The organism is Brachybacterium netajii (SeqCode) (assembly GCF_054114245.1).
In genome coordinates this window covers 199,008-218,767 of the sequence record NZ_JBSYXB010000004.1, presented here as the reverse complement: position 1 = coordinate 218,767, position 19,760 = coordinate 199,008, and the positions used below count along the sequence as shown (strand labels likewise).

The following is a 19,760-nucleotide window of genomic DNA, read 5'->3' as shown; positions in this document are numbered from 1 at the left end:
GACCGGGCTCCTGCATGTCCGCGCGTCCGGCCCGACGGCGGTGCCGCGCATGGCAGACTGGCGAGCACGGCCGCCCGTGCGATGCGCCGGAGACGCCCGGGATGCACGACACCGATGTCCAGGAGCCCAGGAGTGCCCATGTCCGACCCGATCGCTCTCGTCCCGCTCCCGCAGTCCGTGGTCTGGTCCTCGGGGGTCTGGACGACGGACGCTCCGTGGGAGGGGCTGTCCGTCGGCCTCTCGGAGGATCTCGCGCCGACCGCCTACGCGCTGTCGATCTCCCCGCAGGGCGCGAACCTCTCCGCCGGCAGCGAGGCCGCCCTCGCCGACGGCCGCAACACCTTCGCGCAGATCGTCAGCGATGCCGACGGGGCCATCCCCTGCGTGACGATCCATGACCAGCCCGCGCACGCCTGGCGCGGGCTCCACCTCGACGTCTCACGGCACTTCCGCACCGTCGAGGAGATCGAGGCGCTCCTCGACGCGATGGCCCTGCACCGCCTGAACGTCCTGCACCTCCATCTCACCGACGATCAGGGCTGGCGCGTCGAGATCGCGGGCTATCCGCTGCTGACGGAGATCGGCGGGTGGCGCGAGCAGACCCTCGTGGGCCATATGAGCGGCGACGAGGAGGCCTGGGAGTTCGACGGGGTCCGCCACGGCGGCTCGTACACGCAGGACGAGCTGCGCGGCCTCGTCGAGCACGCGCGCGCCCGCGGCATCATGATCGTCCCCGAGATCGATCTGCCCGGGCACATGCAGGCCGCGATCGCCGCCTACCCGCAGCTGGGGAACAATCCCGCGCGGCCGATCGGCGTCCGCGAGGTCTGGGGGATCTCGGACCACGTCCTCGGGGTCTCCGACGAGGTCTTCGACTTCATCCGCGACGTGCTCACCCAGGTCAGCGAGATCTTCCCGGGACCCTACGTCCACATCGGCGGCGACGAGTGCCCGCGCACGGAATGGGAGCGGTCGACGGCCGCGCGCGAACGGATGAACGAGTGGGGGCTGACCCGCGTCTCGGAAATCCAGGGCCGCTTCACGCAGTTCGCCTTCGACGTGCTGACGGGCCTGGGCAAGCGCGTGATCGCCTGGGACGAGGTCCTCGAGACCCACCTCCCCGACGACATGATCGTCATGAACTGGCGCCGCCCCGAGGGCGTGCGCGAGGCGACCTCGCGCGGCTTCCAGACCGTCATCGCGACCTCCGACACGCTCTACCTCGACCACTACCAGGCGAGCCCGAGGACCGAGCCCCTCGCGATCGGAGGCCTCACGACCCTCGAGGACGTGTACACCGCCCGACTCGTCCCGTCCCGGCTCGACGAGGACGAGGAGCGCCTGATCCTCGGCATCCAGGCCCAGCTCTGGACCGAGTACATGCCCACCGCCGCGCAGGTCGAGTACATGGCCTTCCCGCGGCTGTGCGCGGTCGCCGAGCGCGCCTGGGGCTCGCCCCGCCAGAGCACGGCCGAGTTCGAGGAGAGGCTGCGCGCCCATCTTCCGCGGCTCGACGCCTTCGGCATCCGCTATCGTCCGATGCAGTGACACCCGAGCCCGCGGGCTCCGGCTCCTCCGGGGGCGCAGGCCCCTCCGAGAGTCCCGGGCGAGCGCATGAGGAGCAGTGAGCAGTGATGAGCGAGCAGCATCGCACCCACCCGTACGGCCGCTCCGCCGACGACGTCCGCCGGCGGGATCAGCGCCTGGGGCGGCTCCGCCGCGTGCGCATCACGCAGCTGGTCGTCTTCTCGGCGCTCGCGATCGCCCTCATCTCGGTGGGCGTGTACGCGATCCGGGAGCTCAGCACCCCGTCCGCCGATCCCGGCGAGATCACCGCCAAGGACTTCAGCGGAGTCCAGCCCGTCGTCTCCTGCCCCGATGACGGCGCCGTGCCGCTCGCCCCCGACCAGGTGACGGTCAACGTCTACAACGGCACCTCCCGCAGCGGTCTCGCCGGTTCCACCTCCTCCGACCTCGTCGACCGCGGCTACGTCGCCGGCGAGACCGGCAACACCCGCGAGGCCGGGAAGACGATCACGATCGTCTACGGGCCCGACGGCTATCTCGCCGCCCAGTCCGTGCTCGCGCAGGTCGGCGAGGCCGTGCTGACCCTCGACGACCGCGAGGACGCGAGCGTCGACCTCCTGCTCGGAGACGGCTTCGGCGGGCTCGTCGACTCCTCCGCCGCGGCCGAGGCCCTCGACACGCCCGTCGCGACCCCCGACGGCTGCGGCTGAGGACAGGCCCCGCCGGGAGGGCCCGTCGGGACGGGTCAGTCGTCCCAGGTGCGGCGGTCGCGCTCCATGGCCACACCGATCCACAGGGACACGGCGCCGCCGAAGAGCATGAGCACGACGATGGTGCCGAAGACGACGGCCGTGCCCGGCGAGCCCGGCATGAGGCCCACCAGCAGCGAGTTGATGCCGCCGGCGTCGGCGCGCGTGCTCCCGGTGTCCGCGAGCGTCGGGTCCACCTCGATCGAGAGCGAGGCCTCGACGGGCACGCCGGACTCGGTCCGCACCAGATAGTCGATCGAGGTCGTGCGGCCGGTGAAGCCGTCCTCCGGCATGAAGCTGATCGACCCGTTCGCGGTGACCGTGTAGATGCCCTCGTCGGGGATCACCAGGCGGGCGCCCCGGCCCTCGGACAGCTCCGAGAGGTTCGTCGCCGACAGCGAGCTGAGGGTCATCGTGGTCTCGTCCAGCGGCTGGGCGGCGCTGCCGGCGGTGTCGTTGCCGAGCACGTCGATGGTGACGGCGGTGCCGGGAGCGGTGGAGGTCTCGTCGTCGCGCGCCGTCGGGACGACGTCGGCGATCACGGCCTCGAGCTGCGCCGAGGTCTGGTTGTCGGAGTAGACCGCCTGCCCGTCGATCCGCACCGGCGTCGCCGTCCCCGTGAACTCCTCCTCGGGGGTGAAGGTCGCGGTGAGCGCGTCGAGGTCGATCGACCAGACCCCCTCCCCCGGGACCGTCAGCGTGCGCTCGTCGGCCGAGAGCTCGCCGCCCTCGGGGATCGCGCCGTCGTCGAAGACCAGCGAGTCGGAGCGGACGTCGCGCACGTCCAGCGTCATGTCGAAGACCACCGGGCTGCCGGTCGCCGCGCTCAGCGCCCGGTCCACCATGACCGGATAGGCGGTCCGCAGCACACCCGGCAGGGCATCGGCGCCCTCGCCGTCGCCGCCGAGGACCTGCATGGGCGCGGTCTGGGCGACCTCCTCGCCCTCCGGGGCGAAGAGCACCGTCTGGGCGTCCCGATCCAGCGTCCACACGCCCTGGCCGGGGATCTCGACGCGGGTGCCGTCGGCCGAGGCCTCCGAGGGATCCCCCGCGGGCGCCTGCAGGCGGAGCGTGGAGGAGTCGATGTACTGCATCTGCTCGGAGAGGGAGAAGAGGATGTCCTCCCCGTAGGGCGCCGACCAGTACAGGTCGGAGATGATCGGGACCGTCAGCTCGGCCTCGCCGGCCGCGACGGCGGCGCCCTCCTCGTCCTGGACCTCGAAGCGGACCGGGGTGAGCTGGTAGCCCAGACGCGCGGTCCCCGGGGTGTGCGTCAGGGTCGTGCCGTCGTCCGAGAGCTGCCAGGAGCCCTCGTCGGGGACGGTCAGGCTGCTCCCGTCGGCGACGACCGCGGATCCCGGGGTCAGGCCGTCGAGGGTCAGCTCCACCGACCCGCCCGTCGGCACGGAGACCAGCGAGGACAGATCGATGTCGGCCGCCTCGCCGGCCGAGGAGTGCTCCGCGACCTCGATCAGCTCGAGCGTCTCCGGAACGATCTGCGTCGGCGTGGACGTCTGGCCCGTGGACGCGCTGTCGATGCTCAGCGCGATCGGCAGCGACGGGGTCTCGACGCCCTCGGCGGGGGTGAACACCAGGTCGTCGTCGATCAGCGACCACAGGCCCTCCCCCGTCACGCTCAGCGAGAGGCCGTCGTCGGAGACCTCCATGAGCCCCTGCTCGGTCTCGGTCAGGTCCTCGGGGATCGACAGCTGCGCGGTCTCCAGATCAAGGTCGCCCTGATAGGCGTCGTCGAGGATCGAGAGCAGCGGGATCACGGACACCGCCCCGGGCACGAGGTTCACGGTGCCGCTCTCGAGCGGCAGGTCGAAGGGGCCGTACTCCCCCAGGGCGCTCGCGGGCGCTGCGAGGCCGATCGTCAGCAGCGCAGCGGCGACGAGAGCGGCGCCCCGCACCGCCAGGGCCTCCCGGACGGAGCGCGGCCTGCGAAGACGCGTCGGCTCGAGCACCGCACCAGGGTAGCAAGCACGTACTGTGGGCCCATGGACGCCCAGGACGCCGCAGCCGACGCCGTTCCCTCCTCCCCCGCCGCTCCTCGCCCCGCCGTCGTGGACCTGGTCGCGCGGGCCCGCCGCACCGATCCCGCGCGCCTCGCGGACCTCGGCCGGGCGCTCGCCGCCTGGATGCCGGCCCAGCGCTGGTTCGCCCACAAGGGCGATCGCGCGGAGGACCGGACGGACAGGTCGGACCGGACGGACCGGACGGATGATCCCGTCGGCGACCGCGCCGGGGCCTGCGGGACGGAGGTCGTCGGCGCCCTCACGCTGGTCGAGGAGCGCGACCACGCCGTCAGCTGGGTCGCCGTGCGGGTCGCGACCGGCAGCGGCGACGTCCTCTACCAGGTGCCGCTCGTGCTGCGCCCGCAGGCCGACGGGGCCGACGGGCCCGTCGGCCCCGATGCCGCCGATGCCGCCGGCGCCGCCGGCGAGGAGCCGGGCGCGCGCATCACGACGCTCGCCGGGCCCGACGGGCCGGTGCTCGTGCTCGACGCGCTGCGCGACGCCGACGGCCGGGCCGCGACGCTCGGCCTGCTGCAGCGCTCCGGCCCCCTCGAGGGCGCATCCCTCGAGCTGCTCCCGGCCCGGGCGGACCGCCCCGCGCTGCCGGTGGGCGAGGGGGCCCGCAGCCGGCTGCTCTCCGGGGAGCAGTCCAACTCCTCGATCGTCGTCGAGCAGGACGGCGTCGCCCCGGTCATCCTCAAGGTGTTCCGCGTCCTCCAGGACGGGGACAACCCCGATGTCGTCCTCCAGGGCGCGCTCAGCGAGGTCGGGAGCACCCGGGTGCCCTCCGCCGTCGGCTCCGCCCGCGTCTCCGTCGGGCCCCTGCGCGGGCACGCCCTGTTCGCCCAGGAGTTCCTCCCCGGCGTCGAGGACGCCTGGCGCACGACCCTGCGCGCCGCGGCCGCGGCCGAGGACGTCTCCGACGCGGTCCGCGATCTCGGCACGGCCGTCGCCGAGATCCATCGCGATCTCGCCGAGGCCCTCGGCACCGTGCCCACGCCGGCCTCGGACGCCGCCGCGATCGTGGGGCGGATGATCCGCCGCATCAGCGAGGTCGCCGCGATCGTCCCCGAGGTCGCAGCCCATCGGACCGCCCTCGAGGTGCTCTACGGGAGCTGCCTCGACATCGCGTGGCCGGACCGCCAGCGCATCCACGGCGACCTGCACCTCGGCCAGGTGCTCTCCGCGCCGGGGCGCGGCTGGGTGCTGCTGGACTTCGAGGGCGAGCCGCTGCGCCCGCTCGCGGAGCGCTCGCGCCCCGACTCCCCCGTCCGCGACGTCGCCGGGATGCTGCGGAGCCTGGACTATGCGGCCGCCGCCGTCCAGCGCGAGCACGGAGCCGATCCGGAGGCGACCGCCCGCTGGCTCCGCAGCGCCCGGGAGGCCTTCCTCTCCGGCTATGTCCGCGAGGCCGGCCTCGACGCCCGCCCGGTGTCGGCCCCGGACGCGGACGCGCTGCGGATCCTGCTCGCCGCCTTCGAGGCCGACAAGGCGGTCTACGAGGCGCTGTACGAGGCGCGGAACCGTCCCGACTGGCTGGGCATCCCGCTGGGCGCGCTCGAGCGCATCACGCAGCGGGTCCTCGACGCCGAGGCGCGGGAGTCGCAGGAGCCGCGGGGGACGCGAGAGGCGCGAAAGGCGCGAGAGGCGCGGGACCCGCGAGAGCCGGAGGGCGCGCAGGAGCCTCAGATCTCGGGCAGGTAGGGCGCGCTGGTCGCGCGGACGCTGACGCACACCCCGATCACGACCTCGAGCAGATCCCCCTCGGGGCTCCGCCAGGACAGCTGGCGCAGGCCGCCGCGCAGCCGGTCGTCCTGGCGCAGGAGGCCCTGGCCGCGCGCCGCCGCGTCGGCCGCACGGACCAGCGAGGTCAATCCCGAGGACCGCCATCCGGGCGCGCCCTGGCTCGCGAGCAGGGCGCTGACCAGGCTCATCGTCTCCAGGCCGTGCCAGAGCAGACCCGAATTCCGTACGCGCGCCGGCCGGCGCTCGAGGAATGCTCCGAGCGTCGGCTGCTCGTGGCGGAGCTCCGTCACGACCGCGTCCAGCATCAGGGCGACGCGCTCGTGCGCCTCGCGCTCGAGCGCGATCGCCGTCGGATCGCCGACGGACCGGCCGACGGGGTCGCCCAGGGCCCGGCCGACGGGCTCGCCGACGGCCCGGCCGACAGGGTCGCCGACGGCCTCGCTGACATCGCCCAGCGCCTTCCGCTGAGGTGCGGTCATGCTCTTTCCCCCCTGCTCCGCCGATGCCGCGGGTGCTCCGCCGGGGGCGCGGGCTGCGCGCCCGTCCCCGCCGCGCGGCGATCCTGTCCACGGTATCCGCGTCATCGGTCCCGGACGATGGGGAGAACTCCCCATGCCCCGTCGTCCGCCGGCCCGTCGGCCCGTCGGTCCGTCGGCTCGTCGGCCCGCCGGCTCGTCAGCCCTCGACCGGGACGAACTCCACCGGGGCGATCGAGGAGTACCGGTCCTGCCGGATCGAGACCACGCCGACGCCGCCGATGAACGGGGCGAGCGCCTGCGGGTTCTTCCCGGGGTTGGCGAGGATGACCTGGAAGCCGAAGTGGCGGAAGGACTCCATCGCCGCGGTGATGAACTTGCCGGCGCCCTTGGAGAAGGCCTCGTCGATGATGATCGGCGCATAGCGGGGCACGTCGATGCCCGTCCCGGCGAGCTGGTAGCGCAGCGCGGCGGCCAGGCAGAAGGTCGTCAGGCGCTCGTTCTGGCCGCCCGACAGCGGGCCCCCGGACTCGTGGGCGTGGACGATGGCGCCCTCGGCGTCGATCTCCTCGGCGTGGAAGTGCACGTGGCGGCGCACGTCGAGGATCGCGCGGGAGACCTGGTCCTCGCGGGTGCGGGCCGCGCTGATCATCTCCATGAGGTGGCGCAGCGAGAGGAAGCGCTCCTCGGCGAGCTCGCGGTCGCGGCTCATGTCGTTCAGGGCGGTGTCGGCGACGGCCGCCTCGAGCGCCTTCTTGAACTCGTCGAGGGCCGCGAGGTGCACGGGGCGCATCGACAGCTGCAGGTACCGGCCGGAGTGGAACTCGACCTGGGAGAGCAGGGCGTTGATGCGCTGCAGGCGCTTGCGGATCTCCGCGGGCTCGCGGGCGATCGCGGTGGCGAGGGCCTGCACGTCGCCGAGGGTGTTGGAGGTGAAGAAGTCGAAGAAGCGGTCCTCGACCTCGGGGAGCTTCTCCTCCTCGATGCGCTGGAGGATCGCGAGGAAGTCGTCGGCGGCGTCGAGCGTCGCGGCGGTGTCCCCGGCGGTCGCGGGCCAGCGGCGGGCGAACTCGCGCATCGCCGTGCGGATGTCCTCCTCGGCGCGGGAGGTGCGGCGGGTGAGGTCCATGAGCTCGGCGTCGAGGGTCGCCGAGGCGTCCTTGGTGACCCGGTCGATGTTCGAGATCAGCAGCGTCGGGGCGATCGCCGCGAAGCGCTCGGCGAGCTCCTGCTCGATCTCCGGGGAGAGCCCCGAGTCGGCGACCTTGCCCTGCGCCTCGGTGAGCCGCTCGGCGGCGCGCTCGGCCTGCTCGGCGAGCTTGCCGGCGGTGCGGACCACCTCCAGCAGCTCCGCGTCGGTGTCGGAGATCGCGCGCTCGACGTCGTCGATCTGGCGGGCGAGCTCGGTCAGCGCGGCCGAGCCGTCCTCCGCGGCGCGCACCATGTCGCGCAGGTTCGCGACGCGCCGAGCGACGGAGGCGGCATCGATGTCGTCCCAGGCCACGCCCGCGATCGACTGCAGCGCGTAGAGGCGCTCGCGGCGCTCGTCGCGCTCCACCTCGACGTCCTTGCGTCGGGCCTGGGCCTCGAACAGCGCCTGCTCGGCGCGGGTGCGCTCCTGCTCGAAGACGGCGCGCTTGGCGCGGTTGTCGAAGCCCAGCACCCACTGCGAGCGGTCGTTGATCTGCCGGTCGGCGTTCTTCTCGTGCCGGGTCGCGGAATGCTTGACCTGACCCGAGCGCAGCACGGCGCGGGACAGGCGGGTGAACTCCTCGAGGTCCTCGGCGCACACGTAGTCCATGCGGGAGGCGATCTCGTGGCTCAGCCAGGGATGGAACTCGCCCTCCTTGACCTCGATCTTCGCGGCGAGCGCGCGGTCGTCGACGCCCACCGCGGGACGGCGGAGGTCGGTGTTGACGCGGTTGTAGGAGATGCGCCGACGCAGCTTCGTGCGGTCGATGACCGCCGCGACCTTCCGGTACACGCGCTCGGGCACGAGGATCGAGCGGGCGAGGCCGCGCAGCGCCTGCTCGGCGGCCGCGGTCCACTCCTCCTCGCCGGCGCGGACCTGCAGCAGCTCGGCGGCGAAGGGCAGCTCGGTGGGGGCGACGCCGACCTCGGCGGCGATGCGGTCGCGCAGCGCGACGTCCTCCGAGTGCAGGTTCGAGGCGCGCGTGGTCAGCGACTTCAGCTCCTGGCGGGTGTCCTCCAGGCGGGACGCGAGCTCGCGGACCGTCGCCTCGGCCTCCCAGCGGGCGCCGTCGGCCTGCTGCTCCTCGGCCTCGAGGGTCTCCCGCAGCGTCGCGACCTCGCGCTGCAGCGCGAGGAACATGTCCTCGCCGGCCGGGGTCGCCAGCTCGACCGTGGCCAGCTGGGCGGCGAACTCGGAGGCCCGTTCGCGGCGCTTCTCGCGCTCGACCTCGAGGCCCGCGATCTGCTGCTTCCAGTCGTCGATCTCGCCGCCGCCCGCGCGCTTGCGCTGCTCCTTGAGCTGGGCGAGGTCGGAGCGGGCCTCGGCGACGTCCTGCGTGAGCCGGCGCTGCTGGGCGGCGGTGCGGTCGCGCTCGAGCTGGAGGCGCTCCTCCTCCTCGCCGAGCAGGCGCACCAGATGCTGCGCGGCGAACACGTCGATGTCGGCGCGCCGGTCGACGAGCGAGCCGCCGCGCTCGCGCATCCCGCGCCAGGCGGTGTGGTCCTCCCGCAGCGAGCGCAGCAGGTCGCGCTGCTCGCGCGCCGTCACCAGGGCCTCGTAGACCTCGGAGAGGTTGTGGAAGTTCGCGAGCGCCTGGTCGGCGAGCTCGAAGGTCCGCGGGGCGTCGAGCATGTAGTCGCGCAGGAGGGCGTTGACGTCGCCGAGCTCCTTCGCGGACTGGATCTTGTGGAGGAGCCCCAGCGCCTTCTCGTCGGGGATCCCCAGCAGCTGGCTGAAGGCCGCCCGGTACTCGCGGAACTGGCGGAAGGTCTCGGTGCCGGGGAAGGCGGCGGCGAGCGCCCTGCCCTCGATCTGCGTCGAGACGAAGGGGCGCATGTCGGCGACGTCGAGCGGCTGGCGGGCGATGACGTACAGGCTCTTCACGTCGCTGTCGGCAGTGTGCCCGGCGTGCAGGAGCAGCAGGCGGCTGAGCTGGACGGTGCCGCCCTGGCCGTCGGAGTAGCGCAGCGAGACGGCCGACAGCGTGGTCCGATCGCGCAGGACCTCCTGGCTGAACTCGCCCGTGGCCTGGTCGTAGTGCATGGCCCAGGCGCCGCGGACGTAGCTCGCGACGGTGCGGCGGTACTTCGAGCGGTTCGGTCCGGCGTCCGACGCGGCGGCGTTGAACTGGAGGGTCCGCGGCGGGGTCAGCAGCGCGCTGATGGCATCGAGCAGCGTGGACTTGCCGGTGCCGGGGCCGCCGGTGAGGAAGAAGCCCTTGGGCGAGATCGCCAGGTCGTGGGTGCCGTGGAAGGTCCCCCAGTTCGACACCTGCACATGGGTCAGCCGCCACTGCCCGGGGTGCGGGTGATCGGGGTCGAGCTCCCGCCGATCGGTCTCCGCCTCCGGGGCGGCGACGCCGGGCAGGTCGAGGGTCGTTGCATCGGATTCCACCCCAGAAGGGTACCGGCCAGGGCGGACGGCCTCCGGCCGATCCCCCCTTGCCTTTCTTCGGTCGCCTCACTAAGTTGTCCTCATCGACTGGAAGGACGACGATGTCTTCTCTCGCTCCGCGCCTCAGCAGGCGCACCGCCCTGGCCGCCACCGGCCTGCTCACCGTGACCGCCGCCTCCGGCGCCGTCGGGATCCCCGGCAGCCCGCTCGGCCTCGCCGCCGCACGAGCCGACGGCGGCTCCGGCTCCGGCTCCGGCTCCTCGACGATCTCGCTCGCGGACCCCGCGGCCACGCCCGAGACCGCCTCCCTCTTCGCCGCCCTGCGCGCGCAGCGCGGCGAGGGCATCCTGTTCGGCCACCAGCACGACCTCACGCACGGCTGGTCGTTCGACGAGCCCGACGGCACCGCCTCGGACACGCTCGCCGCCGTCGGCGATCATCCGGCGGTCTTCGGCTGGGACACCCTGATCCTCGACGGCGAGGAGCGGCCCGGAGTCTCCGGCGCCACCCCCGCCGACAACGCCGAGCACCTCGTCTGGGCGTTCCGCGCCGCCGATGCGATCGGCGGCATCAACACGCTCAGCGCCCATCTGCCGAACTTCGTCACCGGCGGCAGCTTCTACGACGTCTCCGGCTCCGTGGTCCCCGCGATCCTGCCCGGCGGCGACCGCCACGACGCCTTCGTCGAGTACCTCGAGGTGCTCGCCTCCGCCTTCCGCGGCGCGACCCGGGAGGACGGCACGCTCATCCCCGTCGTCTTCCGCCCCTGGCACGAGAACAACGGCGGCTGGTTCTGGTGGGGCGCCGGGCATGCGACCCCCTCGGAGTACGTCGAGCTGTTCCGCTTCACCGTCGAGCATCTGCGCGACGCCTGCGACGTCCACAACGTGCTCTACTCCTACTCCCCCGGCGGCAGCTTCGGCGGGGATCCGGAGGGCTACCTGCGCACCTATCCGGGCGACGCCTTCGTCGACGTGCTCGGCTACGACACCTACGACGACTCCAGCGGCTCGCAGGCCTTCCTCGACGGCCTGGTCGCGGACCTCGGGATGATCGCGGATCTCGCGGAGGAGCGCGGGAAGGTCTCCGCCTACACCGAGTTCGGCCAGTCCGGCGCCGAGGACACCGACCCGACCTGGTTCACGGACCTCCTCGCGGCGATCGACGCCGACGAGCGGGCGCGCCGCAGCGTCTTCCTGCTCACCTGGGCCGACTGGGGCGGCGACAACCGCGCCTACATCCCCTATCCCGCCTCCGACGAGCGCGCCGAGCATCCGCAGCACGCGGACTTCGTGGCCTTCGCCGAGGATCCCCGCACGATCTTCGCCGCGGACCTCGCCGACCCGTTCTCGCTCGCGACGACGGTCGCCGCCGCCCACGCCGTCGGCCATCTGGTCACCCCGACGGACCGCAGCCGCGTCGATGCGAAGACCTTCACCGTCCGCGCGCGCCTGACCGGCGGCGAGGTCCGCTCGGCGCTCGTCACGATCGACGGCACCTGGAAGCTCAAGCTGCGTCTGGACGACGACGGCTTCCACTCGGGCACCTGGCGGATCAACGGCCGCTGGAAGGACGCCGAGACCGCCTCGCTCGTGCTCGACGCGACGATCGGCCGCACGACGGTGCGCGACGAGCGCCTCGTGCTGCTCGGGCCCGCCCACGAGATGCCCGCCGGCTGGGTCGACGACTTCGAGGGCTACGCCGGCGACGACGTCACCCTCGGCGCCGCCTGGAGCCTCGTCAACGGCGCCGCGATCGCGCTCAGCGCCGATCATCGCTCCGACCGCTCCGACAGCGCCTACGGCTGCGCGTACAGCTACGACTTCTCCCCCGCGACCTATGCGGGGATCGGGAAGACCGTCGGCGAGGACTGGTCCGCGACCGATCGCCTCGCCCTCTGGCTCCAGGGCGACGGCAGCACCAACGGGGCGACCCTGCAGGTCGTCGCCGACGGCATCTACTTCGAGCACGCCCTCGCCCTCGACGACGCCGCCGGCGGGCAGCAGGAGGCGCTGTTCGCGGACTTCGCCCCCGCCCCCTGGGACACCGCGAACGCCGGGAAGGCCCTCGACGCGGCCCGGCTCGCGAACGTCACGGCCTTCAACCTCTACGTCGGCCAGGCCGACGGCGGGCCCGTGACCGGCACGATCCACATCGACGACATCCGCGCGACGACCGCCGACGGCATCTGAGCGCACCCGGCCGACGGCGCCCCGCGGGCCCGTCGGCCGGCCTGCTCGTCGGGCCCGTCGGCCGACCGGTGCTCACGGCCCGCGGGCCAGCAGATGTCGGCGCCCCGCGGACGAGGAGAAGCCCCCGTCATCGCTGATCGCGATGACGGGGGCTTCTCCCGATGCGCCGTCCGTCGGCGCAGCGCATCGTCGGCGGGATGCCCTCCGCCGACGATGCGCCGTCCGTCAGCGCAGCGCGCCCTCGGCGATCGCCGAGGCCATGCTGGGCGCGAGCGGGAGGCGCGGGACGAGCGTCGCCTGGACCGCGTGGTAGAGGTCCGGCTTGCCCGGCCACACGGTGCGGGCGACCCGGTTGGAGCGATCCAGCTGGTGATGCCAGGACCCCTCCTCGCGGTCGAGGAAGAACTCCTCCGCGTGGTCCCACCAGGCCGCGTAGTCGGCGGCGAAGCGCGCCTCACCGGTGCGCTCGTGCAGGGCCGCGGCCGCGCCGATCGCCTCGGCGAGCACCCAGTGCAGGCGGTCATGGGTGACCGGGACGCCGGACCAGTCCGTCGTGTAGACGAAGCCGGGGGCGCCGTCGGCCGACCAGCCGTCGGCGACGGCCCGGTCGTAGAGCGCGAGCGCGGCCTCGAGCGGCGAGGCCGGGAGCTCCGCGAAGGCGGGATGGTCCGTGCCCAGGGCCGCCTCGAGGTGCAGGATCAGCCGCGCCCACTCGAGCGCATGGCCGACGGTCGCGCCGTACGGCCGGAACTGGTCGTCGCGGCGGTCGTCGTTGTACTCGGGCAGCACCGTCCAGTCGGCGGCGTAATGCTCGGGAAGGCGCCAGCCGTGCTCGCTCGCCCGCACGATCGCGAAGCCCGCGAGCCGGGCCGCGCGCTCATGCCAGACCGGTCCGGCGACGTCGCCCGCGGCGAGCAGCGCCTCGACCGTGTGCATCGTGGAGTTGATGCCGCGATAGTCCGCGGCGACGGCGAAGCCCGCATCCCAGGAGTCGACGACGAGGCCGTCGACGTCGAGGAAGCGCTCCTCGAGCACCGCGAGCGCGTCCTCGAGCAGGGCCTCGGCCCCCGGGATCCCGGCGAACTGCGCGGACGTCGCCGCGAGGACGACGAAGGCGTGGTCATAGGCATGCTTGCCCTGCGCCGGATCCCGGTCGGCGGTGTGGAACCAGCCGCCGTCGGCCTCGTCCCGCAGGGGCCCCGCGAGCGCGGCGAGGCTCGCCGCCGCGACGGGCGCGCTGCCGGGGATCCCGGCGAGCGCGCCCAGCGCATGGACGTGCACGGCGCGGGCGGTCAGCCAGGTCTCGGGGACCTGGTCCGTCGGCCGGCCGGACGCATCCAGCCAGGCGGCGCCGGTCGGCTGCGCGATCTGCGGGCGCCCGAAGCCGAGCAGCCGCTCGAACTCCCCCTGCAGCCAGGCGCGATGCGAGGACAGGGCGGTCCAGGGGCTCACACGGCCACCTGGTCGGCGGCGCGGGCCAGCACGGCCAGATCGTTCGCGCTGCGCAGGACCTCGGGGGCGACGAGCGCCTGCTCGAGGTCCGTCGCGGTGGTGCTCACGAGCACGGTCGCGGTCTCCCCGGCGGGGATCGTGACCAGCGCGTCGAGCGCCTCGGCGTCCGGTGCGGCCCGGTCGACGAGCGGCGTCAGCTGCACGACGAGCGAGCGGGCGGTCACCTCGATCGCGTAGCCGCCCTCGACGGGGCGCGCGACCGCGTCGAAGGGACGGTCCTCGAGACGGGCGTCCTTCACCTCGGTGAACAGGTGGACGGTGCGGAGGTCGCCGAACTCGGCGACGAGCGCCTCCCGGGTCGGATCCTCCGCCGTCGCGGCGCTCGCGGGCACCGCGATCGTGGTGACGGCACGCTCGTCGGCGCTGATCGGGATCCGGAGCACGGCGAGCTCGGTGCCGTCGAAGGCGATGCGGCGCAGCGCGAGCTCGCCGACGATCCGCTCATCGGTGTCGTTGATGAGGCTCAGCTCGAGGCCCGCGGCGGAGGCCGAGCCGTCGGACGGAGCCCCGGACGACGTGCTGGCGCCCGTCGGGGCGGCGACGACGAGGCGGCGCGGCGCGAAGCTCTCCCGCAGCGCATACCAGAGCGGCTTGGGGCGCTCGGCCCAGTCGACGGCCGCCCACGAGGTCACCGGCCAGCAGTCGTTGAGCTGCCAGACGAGGGCCCCCGCGGTGCGCGGCCAGTGACGACGGTAGTGGTCCAGGGCGTACCCGACGGCGCGCGCCTGGTTCAGCTGCGTCGCCCAGTGCCAGTCCGAGAAGGACTCGGGGACGCCGAGATGCGCGGCGAGACCGGTGTCGAGCTTGGCGTTGCCGTCCTCGGCCTTCTGGTGGGCGAGGAAGACCGGGTGCTCCTTGGGGTCCGCGATCTCGGTGATCGGGGTCCCGTCGACCGCGAGCCACTCCTGCAGGGTCGACCAGGCCGGCGGGCCCTGGAAGCCGAACTCGGAGCAGAACCGCGGGATGGCGTCCCGGTAGTGGACGTAGTCGCGCCGGTTCCAGACCTCCCACTCGTGGTGGGTGCCGTGGTCGGGGTCGTTGGGGTGGACGCCCGTCGGCGCCGTACCCGGCGAGTACGGGCTGTTGGCGCTGTAGGGGCGCGTCGGGTCGAGCTCGGCGACGATCCGCGGGAACAGCTCGGCGGCGTAGTGCGCGCCCCAGCTGCGGCCCTCGAGGTCCTTCTTCCAGTCCCAGTCCTCGTAGCCCCACACGTTCTCGTTGCCGCCGTTGTAGAGCACGAGGCTCGGATGCGACATGAGGCGCACGACGTTCTCCCGCGCCTCCGCCTCGATCTCCGCGCGCAGCGGCTGCTCCTCGGAGTACGCGGCGCAGGCGAGCAGGAAGTCCTGCCACACCATGAGCCCGGACTCGTCGCACAGCTCGTAGAAGTCGTCGGACTCGTGGATGCCGCCGCCCCAGACGCGCACCATGTTGCAGTGCGCGTCGAGCGCCTGGTCGATCCGGCGCGCGAGGCGGTCGCGATCGATGGTGGTGAGCAGATGGTCGTCGGGGATCCAGTTGACGCCCTTGGCGAAGATCCTCCGGCCGTTGACGACGAACGTGAAGGGGGTGCCGTGCTCGTCGGGCTCGGTGTCGACGGCGACCGTGCGGAAGCCCACCCGGCGCGACCAGTCGTCCAGCAGGGCCTCGCCCTCACGGGCCTCGAGGCGCAGGTCCACGAGCGGCTGGTCGCCGTAGCCGACGGGCCACCAGACGGGGACCTCGGGCAGCTCGAGGGTGATCACGGCGCTGCGCTGATCGCCGGGCACGAGGACCTCGACCGTGCGCCCGAGGGCGCTGAGCGCGAGGACGACGTCGCCCGGACGGGTGCGGTCCAGGCGGACGTGGAGCTCGGCCACGCCGGTGGTGCCCTCGAGACGGATCACGGGACGGACCTCGGCGAGGCGGGCGACGCTCCAGCGCTCGAGCCGCACCGGCTTCCACAGGCCCGCGGTGCGCAGGTCCGGTCCCCAGTCCCAGCCGAAGCTCGCGGCCATCTTGCGGGTCGCGTTGTAGGGCGTCGGGTACGCGCTCGGGCGGCGATGCTGGCGATCGTGCTCCGCCTCGGCGATCGCGGTCGCGCCGGCGATGTCGACCCGCAGCTCCTTGGCGGTGCCGTCGAGCAGCGCGCCGACGTCATAGCGCCAGGAGCGGTGCATGTTCGTCGTGGCGCCGAGGCGCTCGCCGGCGAGGCTGACCTCGGCGAAGGTGTCGACGCCGTCGAGGGCGAGCTCGACGCGCTCGTCGGCCCGGGGGGAGGCGAGGTCGAGCTGCTCGGGATCGAGCTCGAGCCGGTAGGTCCAGCCCAGGTCGAACATCCACTCCTGCTCACGGGAGACGTCGTCGCGATAGGGGTGCTCGATCGCTCCGGCCGCGAGGAGCGCCGTATGGCTGGTGCCGGGGACCTCGGCCGGGACCGAGGCGGGGAGGCGCTCGGCGCCGGGCCCGGTCGGGGAGAGCGTCCAGCCGGTGCGCAGCTCGACGGCGTCCGCACGGGTCGGGGTGGTCGGGGTGCTCGGGACTGTCTGGGCGGTCGGGGCGGTCATTTCACTGCTCCTGCGGCAAAGCCGTTGTAGATGTAGCGCTGGAGGAAGAGGAAGACGATCAGGGTCGGCAGCAGGACGATCAGGATGCCGGCGGAGATGATCTGCCACTGCGCTCCGTACGGGCCCATGAAGCGGAACAGCGAGGTCGAGATGACTCCGAGGTCGCGCGCGGGCATGTAGAGGAACGGGATGTAGAACTCGTTGTAGACGGCGATGCCCTTGACGATGACGACCGTGGCGATCGGCGGCTTCAGCAGCGGCAGGATGATCTGGAAGAAGATCCGCAGATGGCCCGCCCCCTCGAGGGAGGCCGCCTCATCGAGCTCCTTGGGGATGCTCCTGATGAACTGCAGGAAGATGTAGATGCTCACGATGTCCGTGCCCATGAAGAGCACGATCGGCGCGCCGAGCGAGTTGAACAGGCCCAGGGCGTTGATGATCTGGAAGGTCGCCACCTGGGTGGTGACGCCGGGGACCAGGGTCGCCAGCAGGAACAGGCCCATGACGATCCCGCGGCCGCGGAACCGGAAGCGGTCGATCGCGTAGGCCGAGGCCGCACCGATGAGGATCGCGCCGGCGACGGCGACGACCAGGATGATCGCGGTGTTGCCGAACGCCTGGAGCATCTTGCCGCGGGTGAACGCGGTCACGAAGTTCTCGAGGTTGGTCCAGTCCTCCGGGAGCGTGAACGGCCCCGTCTTGAGGAACTCCCGCTTGCCCTTGAACGAGCCCAGCACGATCAGGGAGATGGGGAGGAGCACGGCGATGGAGCCGAGGACGAGGGACAGGTACTTGCCGATGGCGAGCACGACGCGCAGCACGGGGCGTTCCATGATCAGCGTCCTTCCTGGGCGAGGGCCTTGGCGCGGCGCGCTTCGCGCTTCGCGGCGCGGCGCGCATCGCGCTCGTCGTCATCGTCGACGAGGGTGCGCTGCACCCAGGTGACGATGAGGACGATGAGCAGCAGCACGACCGCCATCGCGGAGGCGAGGCCGACGTTGTTCAGCTCGAAGGCCATGCGGATCGTGCGGATGACGAAGGTCTCCGACCCGTTCGCGCCGCTGGTCATGATGTAGGGGATCTCGAACACCGCCAACGATCCGGAGATCGCGAGGATCACGGAGAGGCCGACGATCGGTCGGATGGCGGGGAGGATCAGGTGCCGGAACTGGTCCCAGCGGTTCGCGCCGTCGAGGGCGGCCGCCTCGTACAGCTCGCCGGGCACCGACTGGATCGCCCCGAGGAACAGCACGAAGTTCAGGCCCATGTATCGCCAGACGGAGACCGTGGCGAGGGTGATGTTGACCATCGCCGGATCGCCGGTCCACTGGTGGATGAGGCTCTCCAGCCCGAGGGACATCAGGAGCGTGTCCAGACCTCCCTCGGGACGGAGGAAGTTGTTGAAGATGAGTCCGATGGCCACCCCGTTGATGAGGTAGGGGAAGAACAGCAGCCCCTTCCACAGGTTCACGAACCGCACCTTGAAGCTGAGGATCGTCGCGAAGTAGAGCGCCAGCGCGAGCTGGACGAACGACGCGGCGAAGTAGTACAGCGACACGTAGAACACGCGCAGGTTGTCGGGCTGCGTGAAGATCTTGACGTAGTTCTCCAGGCCGACGTTCTCCCGCGTCTTGCTCAGGCCGTCCCAGTCGGTGATCGAGTACCCGAGCATGTTCAGCACCGGCAGGTACGTGAAGAGGATCAGGAATCCGAGCGGGACCGCGAGGAACAGCCACGGGATGACGCGGGTGGAGACGGTCCGGCGGCCCGGCGCGCCGCGATGCCGCGGGCGCCGGACGGCCGGCTCGTTCGTCGAGGTCGTCGGAGCCGACGACGTGGTGGTGGACATCAGGGACTTTCTTGTCAGGCGCCGACGGCGGCGCGGCCGGCGTTCCACTTCGCGTTCAGGGACGCGAAGAGGTCGGCCTTGGACTGGGATCCGGTGCGGGCGGCGTCGATGATGCCCTGGCGGAGGTTCGCGGCGTCGAGGCCGAGCTCCGAGGCGGTGTCGATGTCGCTGAGCAGCGTCTCCTGGCCCTCGGCCGGCGGGTTGAGGGTGATGTACTCGACGCCCGTGGCCTCGAACTCCTGCAGGGACTCGGGGGTCTCGCCGCCGATGACGGGGCTGAGGCCCTCCTGCGAGGTCGCGTAGCCGGACTCGTGGATGAACCAGTCGAGCCAGGCGCGGGCGGCCGGCTTGTTCTCGGAGTTCACGTTGATGCCGAGGTTGTAGTCGCCCGCGGTGATGGCGTGCATGACGCCGTCCTTCGCGGAGGGGAACGGGATGTAGGAGATGTCGGCGGGGTCGCCGCCGGCCTCCTCGACGGCCTGGCGCATCTGCGGGATCGCCCACGAGCCGAGGAACATCGTGGCGATCTCGCCGTCGGCGATCATCGTCTTCGAGAGCTCCCAGTTGGTGGTCGTCGGGTCGGCCTCGGTGTAGCCCTGCTCGACGAGGTCGAACAGCAGGCTGTCGATGATGTAGTGGTCCTTGCCCTCGGCCCACAGGTCGTCCTCGTTGACCATCGTCGTGATGTAGTCGACGTCGGCGCTGATGCCGCCGCGGAAGTACTCCCACGCGGTGACGGGCCAGCCGTCCTTGTAGTTCGTGTAGACCGGGTCGGCCTCCGGGTAGGCGGCCTTGATCTTCTCCATCGCGGCGAGGAACTCCTCGGGCGTCGTCGGCGTCTCGGTGACGCCGGCGCCGTCCCAGAGGGCCTTGTTGATGAGCACGCCGTTGGCGTTGCCCAGGACCGGGATGCCGTAGCTCTTGCCCTCGTAGGACTTGTCGACGACCCAGTTGTACTTCGTCTCGAAGTCCTCGAAGTCGCCGAGGGGCTCGAAGAAGTCCGCCAGCTGGTCGCGGGTCACCGTGTTGGGGATCGCCAGGACGTCGCCGTAGTCCTTGGTGTTCATGCGGGTGCGGACTTCGCCCTCGTAGTCCGTGATGCCCTCGAACTCGACGTTGACATCGGGGTAGGTCTCGTGGAAGCGGTCCACATACTCGTCGAGGGTGCCGTCCTCGAGGAGGTCGGTGCGCCAGGTGAGCACGGTGATGTCACCGGCGATCTCCCCGGAGTCGCTCGAGCCGGAGCCCGACTCGGAGCTGGAGCAGGCGGTCGCCGCGAGGGCGAAGATCCCGGCGGTCCCGGCGAGCGCGGTGCGGCGGGTCATGGTCGTGCGGTGGTTCGACATCATTGTCCTTTCGTCAGGTGCGGACTAACTTAGGTTAGTGAACAAAGATAGTCAACCTCGTCGATGACCTGCGACGATGCACGAAAGGCGAGGTGGGAGCCAATATGGCAAGGATGGACGAAGGTCCCGAAACGGCAACGATCGGCCGCGACCGACAGCCGGGACGCTGCAAGGATTCGCGCGCCGAGCGGCGCGGCAGGCCGGGCCGACCGT

General features: G+C 72.2%; 12 protein-coding genes. 4 read left to right on the top strand and 8 right to left on the bottom strand.

Going from position 1 to position 19,760, the window contains the following annotated elements; translation table 11 throughout:
- The first annotated feature begins 138 nt into the window (after positions 1 to 138).
- Both ACXET9_RS10075 and ACXET9_RS10070 read left to right on the top strand, forming a co-directional pair.
- Positions 139 to 1,548, top strand: a complete 1,410-nt coding sequence (locus ACXET9_RS10075; RefSeq protein WP_457886453.1) for a beta-N-acetylhexosaminidase — start codon at positions 139 to 141, stop codon at positions 1,546 to 1,548.
- A gap of 86 nt (positions 1,549 to 1,634) precedes the next feature.
- A complete protein-coding gene (locus tag ACXET9_RS10070) occupies positions 1,635 to 2,237 on the top strand; it encodes a LytR C-terminal domain-containing protein (RefSeq protein ID WP_457886452.1) in 603 nt (200 codons plus the stop codon).
- A 35-nt stretch (positions 2,238 to 2,272) separates the two neighbouring features.
- On the opposite strand, the gene ACXET9_RS10065 is transcribed toward ACXET9_RS10070, so the two are convergent.
- Positions 2,273 to 4,243, bottom strand: coding sequence for an Ig-like domain-containing protein (locus ACXET9_RS10065; protein WP_457886451.1), 1,971 nt, complete (start codon positions 4,241 to 4,243; stop codon positions 2,273 to 2,275).
- A 33-nt stretch (positions 4,244 to 4,276) separates the two neighbouring features.
- Here ACXET9_RS10065 and ACXET9_RS10060 point away from each other — a divergent pair, with 33 nt between their 5' ends.
- The gene (locus ACXET9_RS10060) at positions 4,277 to 5,998 is read left to right on the top strand and encodes a trehalose biosynthesis protein (RefSeq protein ID WP_457886450.1); all 1,722 of its coding nucleotides are present in this window, start codon (positions 4,277 to 4,279) and stop codon (positions 5,996 to 5,998) included.
- On the opposite strand, the gene ACXET9_RS10055 is transcribed toward ACXET9_RS10060, so the two are convergent.
- The gene (locus ACXET9_RS10055) at positions 5,980 to 6,519 is read right to left on the bottom strand and encodes a hypothetical protein (RefSeq protein WP_457886449.1); all 540 of its coding nucleotides are present in this window, start codon (positions 6,517 to 6,519) and stop codon (positions 5,980 to 5,982) included. The genes ACXET9_RS10060 and ACXET9_RS10055 overlap by 19 nt on opposite strands.
- 196 nt (positions 6,520 to 6,715) lie before the next feature.
- Entirely contained in the window at positions 6,716 to 10,102 is a 3,387-nt protein-coding gene (locus tag ACXET9_RS10050; protein WP_457886448.1) for an ATP-binding protein, read from the bottom strand.
- A gap of 101 nt (positions 10,103 to 10,203) precedes the next feature.
- Between ACXET9_RS10050 and ACXET9_RS10045 the strand changes: the two genes are divergently transcribed.
- Entirely contained in the window at positions 10,204 to 12,294 is a 2,091-nt protein-coding gene (locus ACXET9_RS10045; protein ID WP_457886447.1) for a glycosyl hydrolase, read from the top strand.
- A gap of 225 nt (positions 12,295 to 12,519) precedes the next feature.
- On the opposite strand, the gene ACXET9_RS10040 is transcribed toward ACXET9_RS10045, so the two are convergent.
- From ACXET9_RS10040 to ACXET9_RS10020, 5 genes are read right to left on the bottom strand one after another with little or no spacing between them, the layout of a single operon-like run.
- A complete protein-coding gene (locus tag ACXET9_RS10040) occupies positions 12,520 to 13,746 on the bottom strand; it encodes an AGE family epimerase/isomerase (RefSeq protein WP_457886446.1) in 1,227 nt (408 codons plus the stop codon).
- Positions 13,743 to 16,352, bottom strand: a complete 2,610-nt coding sequence (locus ACXET9_RS10035) for a glycoside hydrolase family 2 protein (RefSeq protein WP_457886445.1) — start codon at positions 16,350 to 16,352, stop codon at positions 13,743 to 13,745. The genes ACXET9_RS10040 and ACXET9_RS10035 overlap by 4 nt, the downstream gene beginning before the upstream one ends.
- Positions 16,349 to 17,185, bottom strand: a complete 837-nt coding sequence (locus ACXET9_RS10030) for a carbohydrate ABC transporter permease (protein WP_457886444.1) — start codon at positions 17,183 to 17,185, stop codon at positions 16,349 to 16,351. The genes ACXET9_RS10035 and ACXET9_RS10030 overlap by 4 nt, the downstream gene beginning before the upstream one ends.
- Before the next feature lie 2 nt (positions 17,186 to 17,187).
- Positions 17,188 to 18,201, bottom strand: coding sequence for a carbohydrate ABC transporter permease (locus ACXET9_RS10025; protein ID WP_457886443.1), 1,014 nt, complete (start codon positions 18,199 to 18,201; stop codon positions 17,188 to 17,190).
- A gap of 14 nt (positions 18,202 to 18,215) precedes the next feature.
- On the bottom strand, positions 18,216 to 19,547 hold the full coding sequence (locus ACXET9_RS10020; RefSeq protein ID WP_457886442.1) for an ABC transporter substrate-binding protein: 1,332 nt from the start codon (positions 19,545 to 19,547) through the stop codon (positions 18,216 to 18,218).
- Between the last annotated feature and the right edge of the window lie 213 nt (positions 19,548 to 19,760).